Origin of the sequence: Burkholderia sp. MSMB1589WGS (assembly GCF_001636105.1) — a bacterium.
In the GTDB taxonomy this organism is placed as follows: Bacteria; Pseudomonadota; Gammaproteobacteria; order Burkholderiales; family Burkholderiaceae; genus Burkholderia; species Burkholderia humptydooensis.
The window spans coordinates 327,471-342,449 of sequence record NZ_LNJT01000006.1 but is presented as its reverse complement, the minus strand read 5'-3'; the positions used below and the strand labels follow the sequence as shown (position 1 = coordinate 342,449).

The 14,979-nt window shown below is 66.1% G+C and carries 14 protein-coding genes; 11 read left to right on the top strand and 3 right to left on the bottom strand.

Annotated elements, in window-relative coordinates; genetic code table 11:
• Positions 1-14 precede the first annotated feature (14 nt).
• The 4 genes from WT16_RS33450 to WT16_RS33445 all read left to right on the top strand — a co-directional run bounded on the left by WT16_RS33450 (position 15) and on the right by WT16_RS33445 (position 1,853).
• Positions 15-344 carry a hypothetical protein gene (locus tag WT16_RS33450; protein WP_156521396.1) on the top strand — a complete coding sequence of 110 codons (330 nt, stop codon included), beginning with the start codon at positions 15-17 and terminating at the stop codon, positions 342-344.
• 17 nt (positions 345-361) lie between these two features.
• Entirely contained in the window at positions 362-625 is a 264-nt protein-coding gene (locus tag WT16_RS03900) for a PAAR domain-containing protein (protein ID WP_009911669.1), read from the top strand.
• A 222-nt stretch (positions 626-847) separates the two neighbouring features.
• Positions 848-1,195: a hypothetical protein gene (locus WT16_RS03895; RefSeq protein WP_156521395.1), complete on the top strand. Its 348-nt coding sequence runs from the start codon at positions 848-850 to the stop codon at positions 1,193-1,195.
• 172 nt (positions 1,196-1,367) lie between these two features.
• Positions 1,368-1,853 carry a hypothetical protein gene (locus WT16_RS33445; RefSeq protein WP_066571992.1) on the top strand — a complete coding sequence of 162 codons (486 nt, stop codon included), beginning with the start codon at positions 1,368-1,370 and terminating at the stop codon, positions 1,851-1,853.
• 485 nt (positions 1,854-2,338) lie between these two features.
• Here WT16_RS33445 and WT16_RS03885 read toward each other — a convergent pair whose 3' ends face one another.
• Complete coding sequence (locus tag WT16_RS03885) at positions 2,339-2,521, bottom strand: rubredoxin (RefSeq protein ID WP_006024969.1); 183 nt, start codon at positions 2,519-2,521, stop codon at positions 2,339-2,341.
• A gap of 207 nt (positions 2,522-2,728) precedes the next feature.
• On the opposite strand from WT16_RS03885, the gene WT16_RS03880 reads away from it, so the two are divergent.
• From WT16_RS03880 to WT16_RS03860, 5 genes are all read left to right on the top strand, one after another.
• Positions 2,729-3,136 carry a DUF4399 domain-containing protein gene (locus WT16_RS03880; RefSeq protein WP_015601721.1) on the top strand — a complete coding sequence of 136 codons (408 nt, stop codon included), beginning with the start codon at positions 2,729-2,731 and terminating at the stop codon, positions 3,134-3,136.
• Positions 3,137-3,304: 168 nt separating this feature from the next.
• The gene (locus WT16_RS03875; protein WP_063532742.1) at positions 3,305-5,251 is read left to right on the top strand and encodes an ATP-binding cassette domain-containing protein; all 1,947 of its coding nucleotides are present in this window, start codon (positions 3,305-3,307) and stop codon (positions 5,249-5,251) included.
• 205 nt (positions 5,252-5,456) lie between these two features.
• Complete coding sequence (gene parE / locus WT16_RS03870; protein ID WP_063532741.1) at positions 5,457-7,439, top strand: DNA topoisomerase IV subunit B; 1,983 nt, start codon at positions 5,457-5,459, stop codon at positions 7,437-7,439.
• 58 nt (positions 7,440-7,497) lie between these two features.
• Positions 7,498-9,816 carry a DNA topoisomerase IV subunit A gene (gene parC, locus WT16_RS03865; RefSeq protein WP_063532740.1) on the top strand — a complete coding sequence of 773 codons (2,319 nt, stop codon included), beginning with the start codon at positions 7,498-7,500 and terminating at the stop codon, positions 9,814-9,816.
• Positions 9,817-10,370: 554 nt separating this feature from the next.
• A complete protein-coding gene (locus WT16_RS03860) occupies positions 10,371-10,829 on the top strand; it encodes a CopD family protein (protein ID WP_063532739.1) in 459 nt (152 codons plus the stop codon).
• An 87-nt stretch (positions 10,830-10,916) separates the two neighbouring features.
• Here the strand turns inward: WT16_RS03860 and WT16_RS03855 are convergent, their stop codons facing one another.
• A complete protein-coding gene (locus WT16_RS03855; RefSeq protein WP_006024975.1) occupies positions 10,917-11,801 on the bottom strand; it encodes a LysR family transcriptional regulator in 885 nt (294 codons plus the stop codon).
• Between the two features lie 105 nt (positions 11,802-11,906).
• Here WT16_RS03855 and WT16_RS03850 point away from each other — a divergent pair, with 105 nt between their 5' ends.
• Positions 11,907-12,368: a multidrug/biocide efflux PACE transporter gene (locus tag WT16_RS03850; protein ID WP_063533047.1), complete on the top strand. Its 462-nt coding sequence runs from the start codon at positions 11,907-11,909 to the stop codon at positions 12,366-12,368.
• A 120-nt stretch (positions 12,369-12,488) separates the two neighbouring features.
• Here WT16_RS03850 and WT16_RS03845 read toward each other — a convergent pair whose 3' ends face one another.
• A complete protein-coding gene (locus WT16_RS03845) occupies positions 12,489-13,451 on the bottom strand; it encodes a LysR family transcriptional regulator (protein WP_015600177.1) in 963 nt (320 codons plus the stop codon).
• Positions 13,452-13,665: 214 nt separating this feature from the next.
• Between WT16_RS03845 and WT16_RS03840 the strand changes: the two genes are divergently transcribed.
• Positions 13,666-14,979, top strand: a complete 1,314-nt coding sequence (locus WT16_RS03840; protein ID WP_043282084.1) for an MFS transporter — start codon at positions 13,666-13,668, stop codon at positions 14,977-14,979.

The following is a 14,979-nucleotide window of genomic DNA, read 5'->3' as shown; positions in this document are numbered from 1 at the left end:
GACGACGTTCGGGAATGGATGCTGCCTTCGCCAGTGCGTTCTGTCTTGTTTATGGCGACCTTCCTCGGCTTTGGGATTTTGGAGTTTGCGCGGGGTTGATTCATGGCATGGCCGGTGCCAACGGTGCAGATTGGTGGTGGGTATGGACCTTTCGAAGCACGGCGTTGTTGCTTGTGCTTCGCTGCGTGCATGCCTTTATCACATCGCCTTGGGAAATGCGCGGTCCTGGATGCCGAGGCTATGTAATCAACAGCGTTGCACTGATGGCGGGCATAGTTTTCCTCGTCTGGACGGGACCGGAAGTAGTCGCGGCGGCGTTCGATTCTCGGCATGGTTTTGAGTAACTTCGGAGAGTAAGTCGATGAGAGGCGTGATTCGAGTGGGCGATTCGACGGATCATGGTTGTCAGGTTGTCAAGACTGGTAGCGAACGATCCGTGGTGATGGGGCGCGCAGTTGCTCGGGTCGGCGATCGCTGTACTTGTCAGTCGGGGCTTGGCGAATGCGAAATTCTTGAAGGTGATGAGCATGTTCAGATTGACGGACGGGCGGTTGCCTTCGACGGTCACAGGACGTCATGTGGGGGCGTTTTGATTTCATCGATGCCGACATCTGGTCGAATTTAGGCTGCTGTATTGAGGAGGTCATCCGACTCGCGGTGAGCAAAGGAGCTTTGTCGGCAGAGTCGATTGATGATGGTGAGTAGAGAAACAGAATCTGGCATGTAAGGATGCGGAGGTTGAGCGCCGAGGTAGGTCTCGCGTGGATCCGTTGGGCGCTTGCAGATGCAGACCTAGCGGTGCTGTTGGTCAACTGCTTTACCTGCAAAAAATGTGAATAGGTCTCCTATGATTAATCCCTCAGATTTGGAGAGTGCTGGTTCTGGACCTTCATATGGTGCAATCAAGCTTGCGATTGCCACCCTCATTGGATTGTGGCTTCCGTGGATTGGGTTCGCGTACTGGTACGTGGAGGTCGGCGGATTTCACAGCGGAATTTTCGTATCGGGCACCATGGAGTTTCTTGGATTCATGCTCGCCACGTGGGTGGTGACGCCACTCTTTACGTTGATTTACATCGTCTATGCGAGACGCTCGGTGCTTCGCAACGCATATGATCAAGCAATGTTTATCATTGAGTCGTTGGTTCTGGTTGGGATGTGGGCGTTCATAGGAATGCCATTCATCGGCCATTAGATCGAAACGCGTGCTTCTTCGCCGACGGCCTCGGTCGGATTCTAGTGGGCTCGATCTCCATCGTGTTTGGGGTTGCCGACGTGGCAGTTTTCAAACGAATTTTAATATTCAGGGATCTGTCTCCCGGGGCGATGCGGCTTCGAACGCGCGCAGATTCGTCACGTAGGTGCGTATGAAGCTCAGAAATGGTTGGCTCTTCGTTGGCATCCCTTTGGCGCTCTATTTCCTGATGTGGGAACACGCGGGGCCTTGGGTCTTTCCCCGGCACCTGACGTTACGGGTAGTCGCGGGAGAAGGACACCCTTTATCTGGAGCAGATGTCAAGGTCTACCAAACGACATGGCGGATGCCGTGCATCTCGTCATTCGGATTGTCTGGGGCCTCCTGCAATCAATATGATTCGACTGCCTTCGATGGTACGCTCGATCGACATGGAGAAGCGCGCATCTGGGCGACCACGGCTGTGGCGTTCAATGGTGAGCCCTATATCGTGTGTATCGAAGGCAAAGAGTACGAAGCCGATTTCGCGGTTGCGGAGTGGCCAACTGACCCCGCCGTCTCAGTCGTAACGTTGGACTACAAGGACATGCGACTTGTTCGCGAGCAGTGCTCGCCTTTCACCAAGAAACAGCCCACGCCTGAGTGGTGGAACGGCTAGTCTCGGCGCTATAGCGGCCGACCGTTCCAGAAATTGCTGGCGTATGTTTCAAGCGTAGCTTTGAGATCAACGCCCTGTTAGATACGGCGCAGGCACTGCTGCATCATTGGGCGCTGCAAGTTGCTTTGCAACCGAATAGCGGGATCGATCCCCGGAAGCACGAAAGCCCGCATCGAGCAGGCTTTTTTGTGTGCTACAAATTTGCTACAGCAAGGGGCTGGAACCTTGTTGGAAAAGCCCCGCGCTTATCATTCCATCCCCTGAACTACGGGGAGCGGATAGGATTCGCCAAACGGAAACAAGCTTCGAATCGGAATCGCTTTATCGAGCTTGTCCGGCCGCTCGATTCGATCTTACTTCGATGCGATTCGAGCGCGCCGCCCGTCGGTCGACGCATGGCGAGGGCAGAGTATAGCAAAGACGTTTTGCGCAACGTCCGCCTTCGCGTCGCGGCGACCGGATCGCCGGCCTCGGAATCGCCTGCCTCAGAACTCCACGACGACGAAATCTTCCTTGCCGACATCGCACAGCGGGCAGCGCCAGCCGTCCGGAATGTCGGCGAAGCGGGTGCCGGCCGCGATGCCTTCGTCGGGCAAACCTTCTGCTTCGTTATAGACCCAGCCGCAAATCAGGCAGACCCAGCTCTTGTATTCGACCACTTCGCTCATGTTGCGCTCTTGAGGAACCATTGCAATCGGCGTCGCCCGATCGCGCGAACGCGGCACATCGAGCGGCGAAAGGCGCAATGGTACCGGATTTGTCGCGTCCGCCCGCTTTCCCGCGCCCCCGCCGCCCGCTCCAAACCCACAACCCACGACGCGCCGCCCGCTCGCAGTGTATGCTTCGATGGCCTTTCAACCCAAAAGGAGAGAGCGATGTTCTACAACAAATGGCTGGCCGGCGTGTTCGCCGCGGCCGCGCTTTTCGCGTCCGCCTCGGCGCACGCGGAAGCGAGGGTGTACTTCGTCGAGCCGACCGACGGCGCGTCCGTCACGAACCCCGTCCACGTGAAATTCGGTCTCGAAGGCGACATCGTGCTTCGGCCCGCGGGCGACATGACGCCCCACACCGGCCATCACCACCTGCTGATCGACGGCAAGCCGGTGGCGAGGGGCGACGTGATTCCCGCCAACGATCACTCGCTGCATTTCGGCAAGCCCCAGACCGAGACGGATGTGAGGCTGCCGCCCGGTCAGCACACGCTGACGCTGCAGTTCGGCGATGGCGCGCACCGCTCGTACGGCCCGGAGATGAGCCGGACCATTACGGTCAACGTCAAGTAGGTCATTGGGCTGGCGAGGACCGCGCAAGGTTCCCGCCAGCCCGCGCCGCCGGCCGTCTCGCGCGGGCCCGGCGTCTCGTGTTTCGCGTCAGGCCATTGTGCCGTATCGGCGTCGTGCGCCGCCCCCGGTACAATGAGCGCTTCCGTTTTTTTCTCCGCCGTCTTCCCCATGTCGCTTTATTCCATCACCGGCGCGCAACTCGCGTTCGGCCACGTCGCGCTGCTCGATCACGCGGATTTCTCGCTCGAAGCCGGCGAGCGCGTCGGGCTCATCGGCCGCAACGGCGCCGGCAAGTCGTCGCTGCTCAAGATCGTCGCCGACCTGGCGAAGCCCGACGACGGGCTCGTCACGCGGCAGCAGAATCTCGTGACGGTCTACGTGCCGCAGGAGCCGGAATTCGTTGCCGGGCAGACGGTGTTCGATGCCGTCGCGTCGGGGCTGACCGGCACGCGCGCGCTGCTCGCCGAATACGACGAGACCGCGCACCGGCTCGCGGATACGCCCGAAGGCGCCGAGCACGACGCGCTGCTCGCGCGGATGAACGCGCTGCAATCGTCGCTCGACGCGGCGGACGCATGGAACTGGCGCACGCGCGTCGCCACGACGCTCGCGCAGATCGGGCTCGACGGCGACTCGAAGATCGATGCGCTGTCGGGCGGGATGCAGAAGCGCGTGGCGCTCGCGCGCGCGCTCGTCGTGCAGCCGGACGTGCTGCTCCTCGACGAGCCGACCAACCATCTCGATTTCGACGGCATCCGGTGGCTCGAGGAACTGCTCGTCTCGCAGCGCGCGGGCCTCTTCTTCATCACGCACGACCGCGCGTTCCTCGATCGCGTCGCAACGCGCATCGTCGAGCTCGACCGCGGCCGCCTGCTGTCGTATCCGGGCAACTTCTCCGCGTATCAGACGCGCAAGGCGCAGCAGCTCGAAGTCGAGCGCGTCGAGAACGAGAAGTTCGACAAGCTGCTCGCGCAGGAGGAGGTGTGGATCCGCAAGGGCGTCGAGGCGCGGCGCACGCGAAGCGTCGGCCGCGTCGCGCGGCTCGAGCAGATGCGCCGCGAGCGCGCGGAGCGCCGCAACGCGCAGGGCAACGTGAGGCTCGACGTCGCGCAGGGCGAGAAGTCGGGCCGGATCGTCGCGGAGCTGACCGACGTGACGAAGCGCTATGGCGAGCGCACGGTCGTCGACCGCTTCTCGACGACCGTGATGCGCGGCGACAAGATCGGCTTCATCGGCCCGAACGGCGCGGGCAAGACGACGCTGCTCAAGCTGATCCTCGGCGAGCTGAAGCCCGATGCGGGCACGGTGCGCACCGGCACGAACCTGCAGGTCGCGTACTTCGACCAGATGCGCGCGCAGCTCGATCCGGAAAAAAGCCTCGGCGACACGATCAGCCCCGGCAGCGAATGGGTCGAGATCGGCGGCGTGCGCAAGCACGTGATGAGCTACCTCGGCGACTTCCTGTTCGCGCCCGAGCGCGCGCGCTCGCCCGTCAAGTCGCTGTCGGGCGGCGAGCGCAACCGGCTGCTGCTCGCGCGCCTGTTCGCGCGGCCGGCGAACGTGCTCGTGCTCGACGAGCCGACCAACGACCTCGACATCCCGACGCTCGAGCTGCTCGAAGAATTGCTGACCGACTACGACGGCACGGTGCTGCTCGTCAGCCACGACCGCGCGTTTCTCGACAATGTCGTCACGTCGGTGATCGCGTCGGAGGGCAACGGCCGGTGGCACGAATACGTCGGCGGCTTCACCGACTGGCAGATCCAGCGCGAGCGCGCGCAGCGGATCGCGGACGAGGAGGCGGCCAAGCGCGCGGCGAAGGAGCCCGCGAGCGCGGCGGACGATGCGCCGAAGGGCGCGGCGGGCCGCAACGCGCAGCGCACGGTCAAGCTGTCGTTCAACGAGCAGCGCGAGCTCGACGCGCTGCCTGAGCGGATCGCGGCGCTCGAGGCCGAGCAGAAGGCAATTTCCGCGCAGCTCGAGGACGGCTCGATCTTCTCGAAGGACGCGCAGGAGGGCGCGCGCCTGACCGAGCGCTTCGCGGCGCTCGACGACGAGCTGCTCGCGGCGCTGGAGCGCTGGGAGGCGCTCGAAGCGAAACGCAAGCCTTCATGAGCCCGCCGTTGCGGAACCAGTAAAATACGCCGCGTTCCGGGCGGCGTGCCGCGCAGCCGTCGCGCGCGGCGCGCCGCCCACTTTCGAAGCAGTGCGAGCACGCCATTGTTTCGACTCGGATTTTTATCGAATTCAACGTTTTGTCCACGACGTTATCCACACGAGCTGGGGATAACGTCAAGGTGAATGACGAACCTGAGCTTCTATGTCCACGAAAAAGCCCGCAGCGGCCTATAGCGAAGCATCGATCAAGGTGCTGAAGGGCCTCGAGCCCGTCAAGCAGCGGCCCGGCATGTACACGCGCACCGAGAATCCGCTGCACATCATCCAGGAAGTGATCGACAACGCGTCCGACGAGGCGTTGGGCGGCTTCGGCAGGCAGATCACGGTCACGCTGCACCCCGACCAGTCGGTGTCTGTCGAGGACGACGGGCGCGGCATCCCGTTCGGGCTGCATCCGGAGGAGAAGGTGCCCGTCGTCGAGATCGTGTTCACGCGGCTGCACGCCGGCGGCAAGTTCGACAAGGCGAAGGGCGGCGCGTACACGTTCTCGGGCGGCCTGCACGGCGTCGGCGTGTCGGTGACGAACGCGCTCGCGACGCGCCTCGACGTGACCGTCTGGCGCGACGGCAAGATCGCGCAGCTCGGCTTCGCCGACGGCGACGTCGTCAAGCCGCTCGCGACGCAAGGCGCGGGCCGCGGCGAGAAGAAATCCGGCACGCGCGTGACCGTGTGGCCGAATCCGAAATACTTCGATTCGCCGAACCTGCCGCTCGGAGAACTGCAGCGGCTGCTGCGCTCGAAGGCGGTGCTGCTGCCGGGCGTCGAGGTCGTGCTCGTCAACGAGAAGACGGGCGAGCGGCAGAGCTGGAAATACGACGACGGCCTGCGCGGCTACCTGCTCGACGAGATGAATGGCAGCGAGCTCCTGATCCCGCTCTTCGAGGGCGAGCGCTTTGCCGATTCGCGCACGGGCGACGACACGTTCGCCGAGGGCGAGGGCGCGTCGTGGGTCGTCGCGTGGAGCGAGGAAGGCTCGCTCGCGCGCGAGTCGTACGTGAACCTGATTCCGACGCCCGCGGGCGGCACGCACGAATCCGGCCTGCGCGACGGCCTCTATCAGGCGGTGAAGAGCTTCGTCGAGCTGCACAACCTGCAGCCGAAGGGCGTGAAGCTGCTCGCGGAGGACGTGTTCGCGCGCGTGTCTTTCGTGCTGTCGGCGAAGGTGCTCGATCCGCAGTTCCAGGGGCAGATCAAGGAGCGCCTGAACAGCCGCGACGCTGTGAAGCTCGTGTCGTCGTTCACGCGCCCGGCGCTCGAGCTGTGGCTCAACCAGCACGTCGAGCACGGCAAGAAGCTCGCCGAGCTCGTGATCAAGCAGGCACAGGCGCGCACGCGCGCGGGCCAGAAGATCGAGAAGAAGAAGAGCTCCGGCGTCGCGGTGCTGCCCGGCAAGCTGACCGACTGCGAGACCGAGGACATCGCGCGCAACGAGCTGTTCCTCGTCGAGGGCGATTCGGCGGGCGGCTCCGCGAAGATGGGCCGCGACAAGGAATACCAGGCGATCCTGCCGCTGCGCGGCAAGGTGCTCAACACGTGGGAGACCGAGCGCGACCGCCTGTTCGCGAACAACGAGGTGCACGACATCTCGGTGGCGATCGGCGTCGATCCGCACGGCCCGGACGACAGCGTGGACGTGTCGAACCTGCGCTACGGCAAGATCTGCATCCTGTCGGATGCGGACGTCGACGGCGCGCACATCCAGGTGCTGCTGCTCACGCTGTTCTTCAAGCATTTCCCGCAACTGATCGAGCGCGGCCACGTGTTCGTCGCGCGGCCGCCGCTCTTCCGGGTCGACGCGCCCGCGCGCGGCAAGAAGCCCGCGCAGAAGCTCTACGCGCTCGACGACGGCGAGCTCGAGGCGATCCTCGACAAGCTGCGCAATGACGGCGTGCGCGAATCGCAATGGACCATCAGCCGCTTCAAGGGCCTGGGCGAAATGAGCGCCGAGCAATTGTGGGACACGACGATGAACCCCGACACGCGCCGCCTGATGCCCGTCGCGCTCGGCGAGCTCGACTTCGAGGCGACGGTCGCGCGGATGACGATGCTGATGGGCAAGGGCGAAGCCGCCGCGCGCCGCAACTGGCTCGAGGAAAAGGGCAACGAAGTCGAAGCGGATATCTGAGCGCAGCCGGGCGCGCGCCCGGCTACGCACGCATCGCATATACGGACACGAAATCTAGATGGACGACAACACTCCCGATCTTTTCGCCGAGCCGGCGGCGCCCGAGGGCGATTTCCTGACGCTCGGCCGCTACGCGGAGCGCCAGTATCTCGACTACGCGGTGAGCGTCGTCAAGGGGCGCGCGCTGCCCGACGTCAGCGACGGCCAGAAGCCCGTGCAGCGCCGGATTCTCTACGCGATGAACGAGATGGGCCTCGGCGACAACGCGAAGCCCGTGAAGTCCGCGCGCGTCGTCGGCGACGTGCTCGGCAAGTACCACCCGCACGGCGACCAGTCCGCGTACGACGCGCTCGTGCGTCTCGCGCAGGACTTTTCGATGCGCTATCCGCTGATCGACGGCCAGGGCAACTTCGGCTCGCGCGACGGCGACGGCGCGGCGGCGATGCGTTACACCGAAGCGCGTCTCACGCCGATCGCGAAGCTGCTCCTCGACGAGATCGACGAGGGCACCGTCGACTTCATGCCGAACTACGACGGCTCGTTCGACGAGCCGAAGCTCTTGCCGGGCCGGCTGCCGTTCGTGCTGCTGAACGGTGCGTCGGGGATCGCGGTCGGTCTCGCGACCGAGATCCCGTCGCACAACCTGCGCGAAGTCGCGGCCGCCGCGGTCGCGCTGATCCGCCATCCTGCGTTGCCGCACGCGGAGCTGATGCAGCTCGTGCCGGGGCCGGACTTCCCGGGCGGCGGCCAGATCATCTCGAGCGACGCGGAGATTTCCGCCGCGTACGAAACCGGCCGCGGCAGCCTGAAGGTGCGCGCGCGCTGGAAGATCGAGGATCTCGCTCGCGGCCAGTGGCAGCTCGTCGTCACCGAATTGCCGCCGAACACGTCGTGCCAGAAGGTGCTCGAGGAGATCGAGGAGCTGACGAACCCGAAGCTCAAGGCGGGCAAGAAGACGCTCACGCAGGAGCAGATCAACACGAAGAAGGCGATGCTCGACCTGCTCGACGCGGTGCGCGACGAATCGGGCAAGGACGCGCCCGTGCGGCTCGTGTTCGAGCCGAAGACGCGCACGATCGACCAGACCGAATTCGTCAATTCGCTGCTCGCGCACACGAGCCTCGAATCGAACGCGGCGCTCAATCTCGTGATGATCGGCGAGGACGGGCGGCCCGCGCAGAAGGGGCTCGCGTCGATCCTCGGCGAATGGGTGCGGTTCCGCCAGGCCACCGTCACGCGGCGCTGCCGTCACCGGCTCGGCAAGGTCAACGACCGGATCCACATCCTCGAAGGGCGGATGATCGTCTTTTTGAACATCGACGAGGTGATCCGCATCATCCGCGAGTCGGACGAGCCGAAGGCCGCGCTCATCAGCGCGTTCGGCCTCACCGAGCGGCAGGCCGACGACATTCTCGAAATCCGGCTGCGCCAGTTGGCGCGGCTCGAGAAGATCAAGATCGAGAAGGAGCTGGAGGAGCTGCGCGCGGAGAAGGCGAAGCTCGAAGAGCTGCTCGCGAACGAAAGCGCGATGAAGCGGCTGATGATCAAGGAGATCGAGACCGATGCGAAGCAGTACGGCGACGAGCGCCGCACGCTGATCCAGCAGGAAAAGCGCGCGACGTTCGAGGCGAAGGTGGTCGACGAGCCGGTGACGGTCGTGGTGTCGCAGAAGGGCTGGGTGCGCGCGCTGAAGGGCCACGGACTCGATCCGGCGAGCTTCTCGTTCAAGGCGGGCGACGGCCTGTATGCGGCGTTCCAGTGCCGCACGCCCGACACGCTGATCGCGTGGGGCAGCACGGGCCGCGTGTATTCGGTGTCCGTCCAGGTGCTGCCGGGCGGGCGCGGCGACGGCGTGCCCGTCACGTCGCTGATCGAGCTCGAGTCGGGCTCGCATCTGCTGCACTACTTCGCGGCGCCCGCCGAGCAGCCGCTCTTGCTCGCGTCGAGCAACGGCTTCGGCTTCGTCGCGAAGGTGGGCGACATGGTGAGCCGCGTGAAGGCGGGCAAATCGTTCATGACGATCGATGCGGGCGCGGCGCCGCTCGCGCCGATGCCGGTGCTGCCGGATGCCGCGCAGGTCGCATGCCTGTCGAGCGGCGGGCGCCTGCTCGTGTTCGGCATGGACGAGATGAAGACGCTTTCGGGCGGCGGGCGCGGCGTGATCCTGATGGCGCTCGACGCGAAGGAGACGCTCGTGCAGGCGCTCGCGATCAATGCGGCGGGCGTCGTGCTGACGGGCGCGGGCCGCGGCGGCAAGGCGCAGGAAGAGGCGCTCGCGGGGCGCGCGCTCGAACCGCACGTCGGCAAGCGGGCGCGCAAGGGCCGCGCGCCGGATACCCGGCTGAAGGTGAGCGGGCTGCGTCCGGTGCTCGACTGAGCTTTGCCGGGCTCGCCGGGCCCCGCTGACGGGCGTGAGCGGGCGGCCCGAACGGGCTGCCCGGCCGCGCGGACGTCGGGGCGCGCGGCGCGGCGGCGGGGCCTTTTTCGCGATGCGCGCGCGTCGGGAAGCGAGTGCCGGCGCTGGCGTTCGGAATTTTCCGGACGCAGGCGATTCGGCGATTCGTCGATCCGCGGTTCGAGCGCCGTTCGTCGAATCGCTGGCATCGGCTGAGTTTGTGGTTCGCAGCAGTGACGAGTACGTTGCGGCGAACGGCGAACCGCCACTGGTCTTCGTTCGTTATCCTTTTCGAACGAGCGGGGCGAGGGCAATGCGTGCTGCGCGCCGACACCTGCTTACACGCGCATCGCCCGGCATGCGAACCATGCGCATCGCCGGCGCGCCAGGCGCTGGCGGGCATCCCCCACAAAACATGACCCGCGGACATTGCGCTGAACCGCTGCGCGCCGCGGCTGTCGAACGCGCTCAACGTCTCGCGCGCCGTGCGTTCCAGCAGCGCATCGGTCATTCGAAAACCATGAAGGAACCCCACCATGTCCCACGCTATCGCCGTTGCCTTGTTTCTCCATCTGCTGGCGGTTGCCGTGTGGGTCGGCGGCATGGTGTTCGCGAAATTCTGCCTGCGTCCCGCGCTGTCGGACCTGTCGCCGCAACTGCGCCTGCCGCTCGTCGAAGCCGTGTTCGGCCGCTTCTTCAACTGGGTCGCGGGTTCGGTGCTCGTGATCCTGCTCACGGGCGGCTTCCTCCTCACGCAATTCGGCGGCGCGCATGCGACGTGGCCGCTGCACGCGATGGCGGGGCTCGGCGTCGTGATGATGCTGGTCTACGGGCATATCCGCTTCGCGCTGTTTCCGCGCATCCGCCGCGCGGTGCAGGCGCAGAACTGGCCGGACGGCGCGCGCGCGGTCAATGCGGTGCGCCTGCTCGTGATCGTCAACCTCGTGCTCGGCGTCGTGACGATCGGCGCGGCCGTGCTGTCGCGCGGCTTCTGACGTTCGCGCGGACGCACGCGCCGCACGCCGCCGATCTTGCCCCCGGTCGCAACTGCAATCGCTGCCACGCGCGTCTCGCGGCGCGCATCATGCGGCAAGCATCGTCTCCAGCAGCCATGAGCCGGCCGGCCCGAGCGGCCGGCCGCGCGACCACACCGCATCCACCGGCACGCGCCGCGGCCAGCCGCGCGCATTGAGCTCGACGAGCCGCTCGCGCGCGAAGTGCTCGACCATCCAGCGCGGCAGCTCCGCCCAGCCGAAGCCCGCCACCGCCATTTCCAGCAACTGCAGATAGCTCGGCGCCAGCCAGCACCGCCGGCCCGCGACGAGCCCCGTTTCGATCCGCTCGCCGCGCGGCGCGACGTAGGTATTGAGGCGCAGCTCGCGCGCGTCGTGCAGCGCGGCGAGCGGCACGTCGGCGCTGCCGTGCGCGGCGAGCGGGTGCTGCGGGCCGACGTAGAGCCCGATTTCCGAGCGCTCGGCGACCGTCGCCGCGCCGATGTCGGGCGGGTAGGTGCTGCGCGCCGCCATCAGCCCGAGCTGCGCGCGGCCTTGCTGGATCAGGTCGAGCACGTCGTCGTGCTCGGCGATCTGGCATTCGAATTCGAGCGTCGGAAAGCGGCGGTCGAGCGCCGCGAGCGTTTCCTCGTACCGGCTCGATTGATAGGTGTCCGACACGACGAGCGTGAGGCGTGCCTCCTCGCCGCCCGCGAGACGCGCGGCGACCTGATCGATCGCCTCGCTCGCCTCGAGCACGCGCTGGACTTCGGGCAACAGCGCGCGGGCGGCGTCGGTCAGCGTCGGCTGGCGCGTCGAGCGGTCGAACAGCGTGACGCCGAGATCGATCTCGAGGTTCGCGATCGCTTCGCTGACCGTCGATTGGCGCTTGCCGAGCTTGCGCGCGGCGGCCGAGAACGAACCGAGGTTCGCGGCCTCGGCGAACGCGAGCAGCGCTTCCGGAGAGTGGCGCATCGCGAGTGCTCCTTCTCTATATCGGAAAAACCGATCATATCAAACTGGATGCTTACGGTTAATCCGATGAAAATGGGGCTCTTTCGTCCACTGATGGAGCTGAACATGCAAATGCAAATGGCCAAACTCGTTCCGAGGAAGACGCTGACCGAGCGCCTCGTGCACGCGCTCACGTTCGAAGCGACCGCAATCGCGATCTGCGCGCCGATCGTCAGTTGGGTGCTCGGCCTGTCGCTCGTGCACGTGGGGGCGCTGACGGCGGCGGTGTCGGTGATCGCGATGGTGTGGAACGTCACGTTCAATGCGCTCTTCGAGCGGATCGAGCGCCGCTACCGGCTGACGCGTACGCTCGCGGTGCGCGCGGCGCACGCGATCGCGTTCGAGCTCGGCCTCGTCGCGATGGCGCTGCCGCTTGCCGCGTGGTGGCTGGAGATCAGCCTGCTCGAAGCGCTCTTGCTCGACTTCGGCATCCTGCTGTTCTTCCTGCCGTACACGTTCCTGTTCAATCTCGGCTACGACCGGCTGCGCGCGCGCTGGATCGCGCAAAGGGCGGTGGCCTGTCGATGAGCGGAGTCCTGATCTTCTTCGATGGTCCCTTTCGAAAGCCGGCGCGATGCCGGCTTTTGTTTTTTGTACCGCCGGTCCAGGCACGGCCGGGCGTGAGGCGCGACCGCGCGCCGCCCCGCGTCAAGGATTGACCGACAGCCGCTCGTCGAACGAGTAGCGCTGCATCGCGCGCTCGAAGCCCTCGAGGAACGCGAGCTCGGCCGCGTTCATTTTTCGTTCGCGGTGCCACAGCAGGTAGATGTCGACGTCGACGAGCCCTTCGTCGGGCGGCAATCGCCAGAGCCGCTGGCGAGCGAGATCGTCGCGCACGATGTGCTCGGGCAGGCAGCCGATCCCGTAGCCCGCGAAGATGAGGCGCCGCACTTCGTCGAGGCTCGGCGATGCCGCGACGATGCGTCCCGTGAAGCCCTTCTGGTCGCGGAACACGGTGAGCGGCGACAGGCTGTCGCCGATCTGGTCGCTCGTGAACGACACGAAGTTCTCCGCGAGCAGATCGTTCGTCGTCAGTTGCGTCTGGCCGAACAGGCGATGGTGGCGGCCGCAGTAGATCGCGTAGCGCTGGCGCAGGAACGGCGTGCGCGCGAGCTTGTCGACCGGGTTGCGGCAGAGGCCGAGGCCCGCCGTCGCGGTTTTCTGCAACAGCGACGAAATGATGTCGGACGAGCGCATCACCTCGATCTGCAGATCGACGCGCGGATATTGCCGGTGGAAGTCGGCGAGAAAGAGATCGTAGGCGCCCGATTCGACGCGGCTCACCGAAAGCAGCCGGATCGTGCCCGTCAGGTCCGCCGCCGCGTCGTCGAGCTCGGTGTCGAGCCGCGAGATCGTGCCGTAGATGTCGCTCGCGATCCGGTACACCTCGGCGCCCGCCTGCGTCGGCTCGAAGTGCGGGCCGCGACGCCGGATCAGCGTGTGCCCGAGCGTTTCCTCGAGCCGCCTGAGCGCCTGGCTCACGGCCGGCTGCGTGACGTGCAGGCGCGCCGCCGCGCGGCTCACGCTGCGCTCCTGCATGATGACGAGGAACGTGCGCAGCAGATTCCAGTCGAGGCGGTCGTTCAGGAAGCGGGCGGCGGCAGCGCGCATGGCGGCGGGTCTCCAGCGGATCGACATTAGTAAAAGTTATGTCATGAATAATAAGTCGAAATTTGACTAATAGTTAATGGACGGCGATAAAACGTGCAGCGCGAGAGCCGCCTGCGTGCGGCGCAGGCCCCGGAGCAGCGGGCCGCGCGACATCGGGCGCGCGCCCGCCGAACCCGCCGGGCGACGCGCGTGAGAGCAGAGAGGAGATCTTGCGATGACTGTTTCCCAACCGTGTGCGCGCCAGCCGGTGCGCGCCGCCGGCGCCGCGTTCGTCGGCACGATGATCGAGTGGTACGACTTCTACATCTATGCGACCGCCGCCGCGCTCGTGTTCGGCGAGTTGTACTTTCCGTCCGGCGACCCGTTCGTCAGCACGATGGCGTCGTTCGGCACGTTCGCGGCCGGCTTCTTCGCAAGGCCGCTCGGCGGCATCGTGTTCGGCCATCTCGGCGACCGGATCGGCCGCAAGAAGGCGCTGATGACGACGCTCGCGATGATGGGCGCAGCGACCGTCTGCATCGGCCTGTTGCCGAGCCATGCGTCGATCGGCGCGCTCGCGCCCGTGCTGCTCGTGCTGCTGCGGATCGTGCAGGGCGTCGCGGTGGGCGGCGAATGGGGCGGCGCGGTGCTGATGGCGGGCGAACACGCGCCCGAAGGGCGGCGCACGTTCTTCGCGTCGTTCGCGCAGCTCGGCAGCCCGGCCGGGCTCATCCTGTCGCTCGTCGCGTTTCGCGCGGTCACGTCGCTCGAGAAGGCCGACTTTCTCGAGTGGGGCTGGCGTCTGCCGTTTCTCGCGAGCGCGGTGCTGCTGATCGTCGGCATCGTGATCCGGCTCGGCGTCAACGAATCGCCGGAATTCGAGGCGGTCAAGCGCACGCGCGCCACCGCGAAGCTGCCGATCGCCGACGTGTTCCGTTCGGCGTCGGGGCTCGTGCTGCTGTGCATCGGCGCGAATACGATCGGCATCGCCGGCGTGTATTTCACGAACACGTTCATGATCGCGTACACGACGCAGCAGCTCGGCATCCCGCGCTCGACGATCCTCGATTGCCTGTTCGCGGTCGCGATCATCCAGTTCCTCGCGCAGCCCGTCGCCGCGTGGCTCGCCGAGAAGCTCGGCGGCGCGCGTTTCCTGAAGCTCGCGGCCGTCGCCGCGATGGCGTCGCCGTATCCGATGTTCGCGCTCGTGACGAGCGGGCGGCCCGGCGCGATCGTCGCAGGCATCGCGCTCGCGGTCGTCTGCATGGCGGGCTTCTACTCGGTGATCGCGGGCTTCGTGTCCGGCGTGTTTCCGGCGCGCATCCGCTACTCGGCGATCTCGCTGTCCTATCAGGTGTGCGGCGCGCTCGCGGGCGGGCTCACGCCGCTCGCCGGCACGTGGCTCGCGCACCGGTACGCGGGCGCGTGGCTGCCGCTCGCGCTGTTCTATACGTGTCTTGCGGGGCTGTCGCTCGCGAGCATCGTCGCGCTCGACGCGCGCCGCGCGGCCCGAGGCGCTTCGGGTAACGAAGCTTTGGAGGCGCGCTGA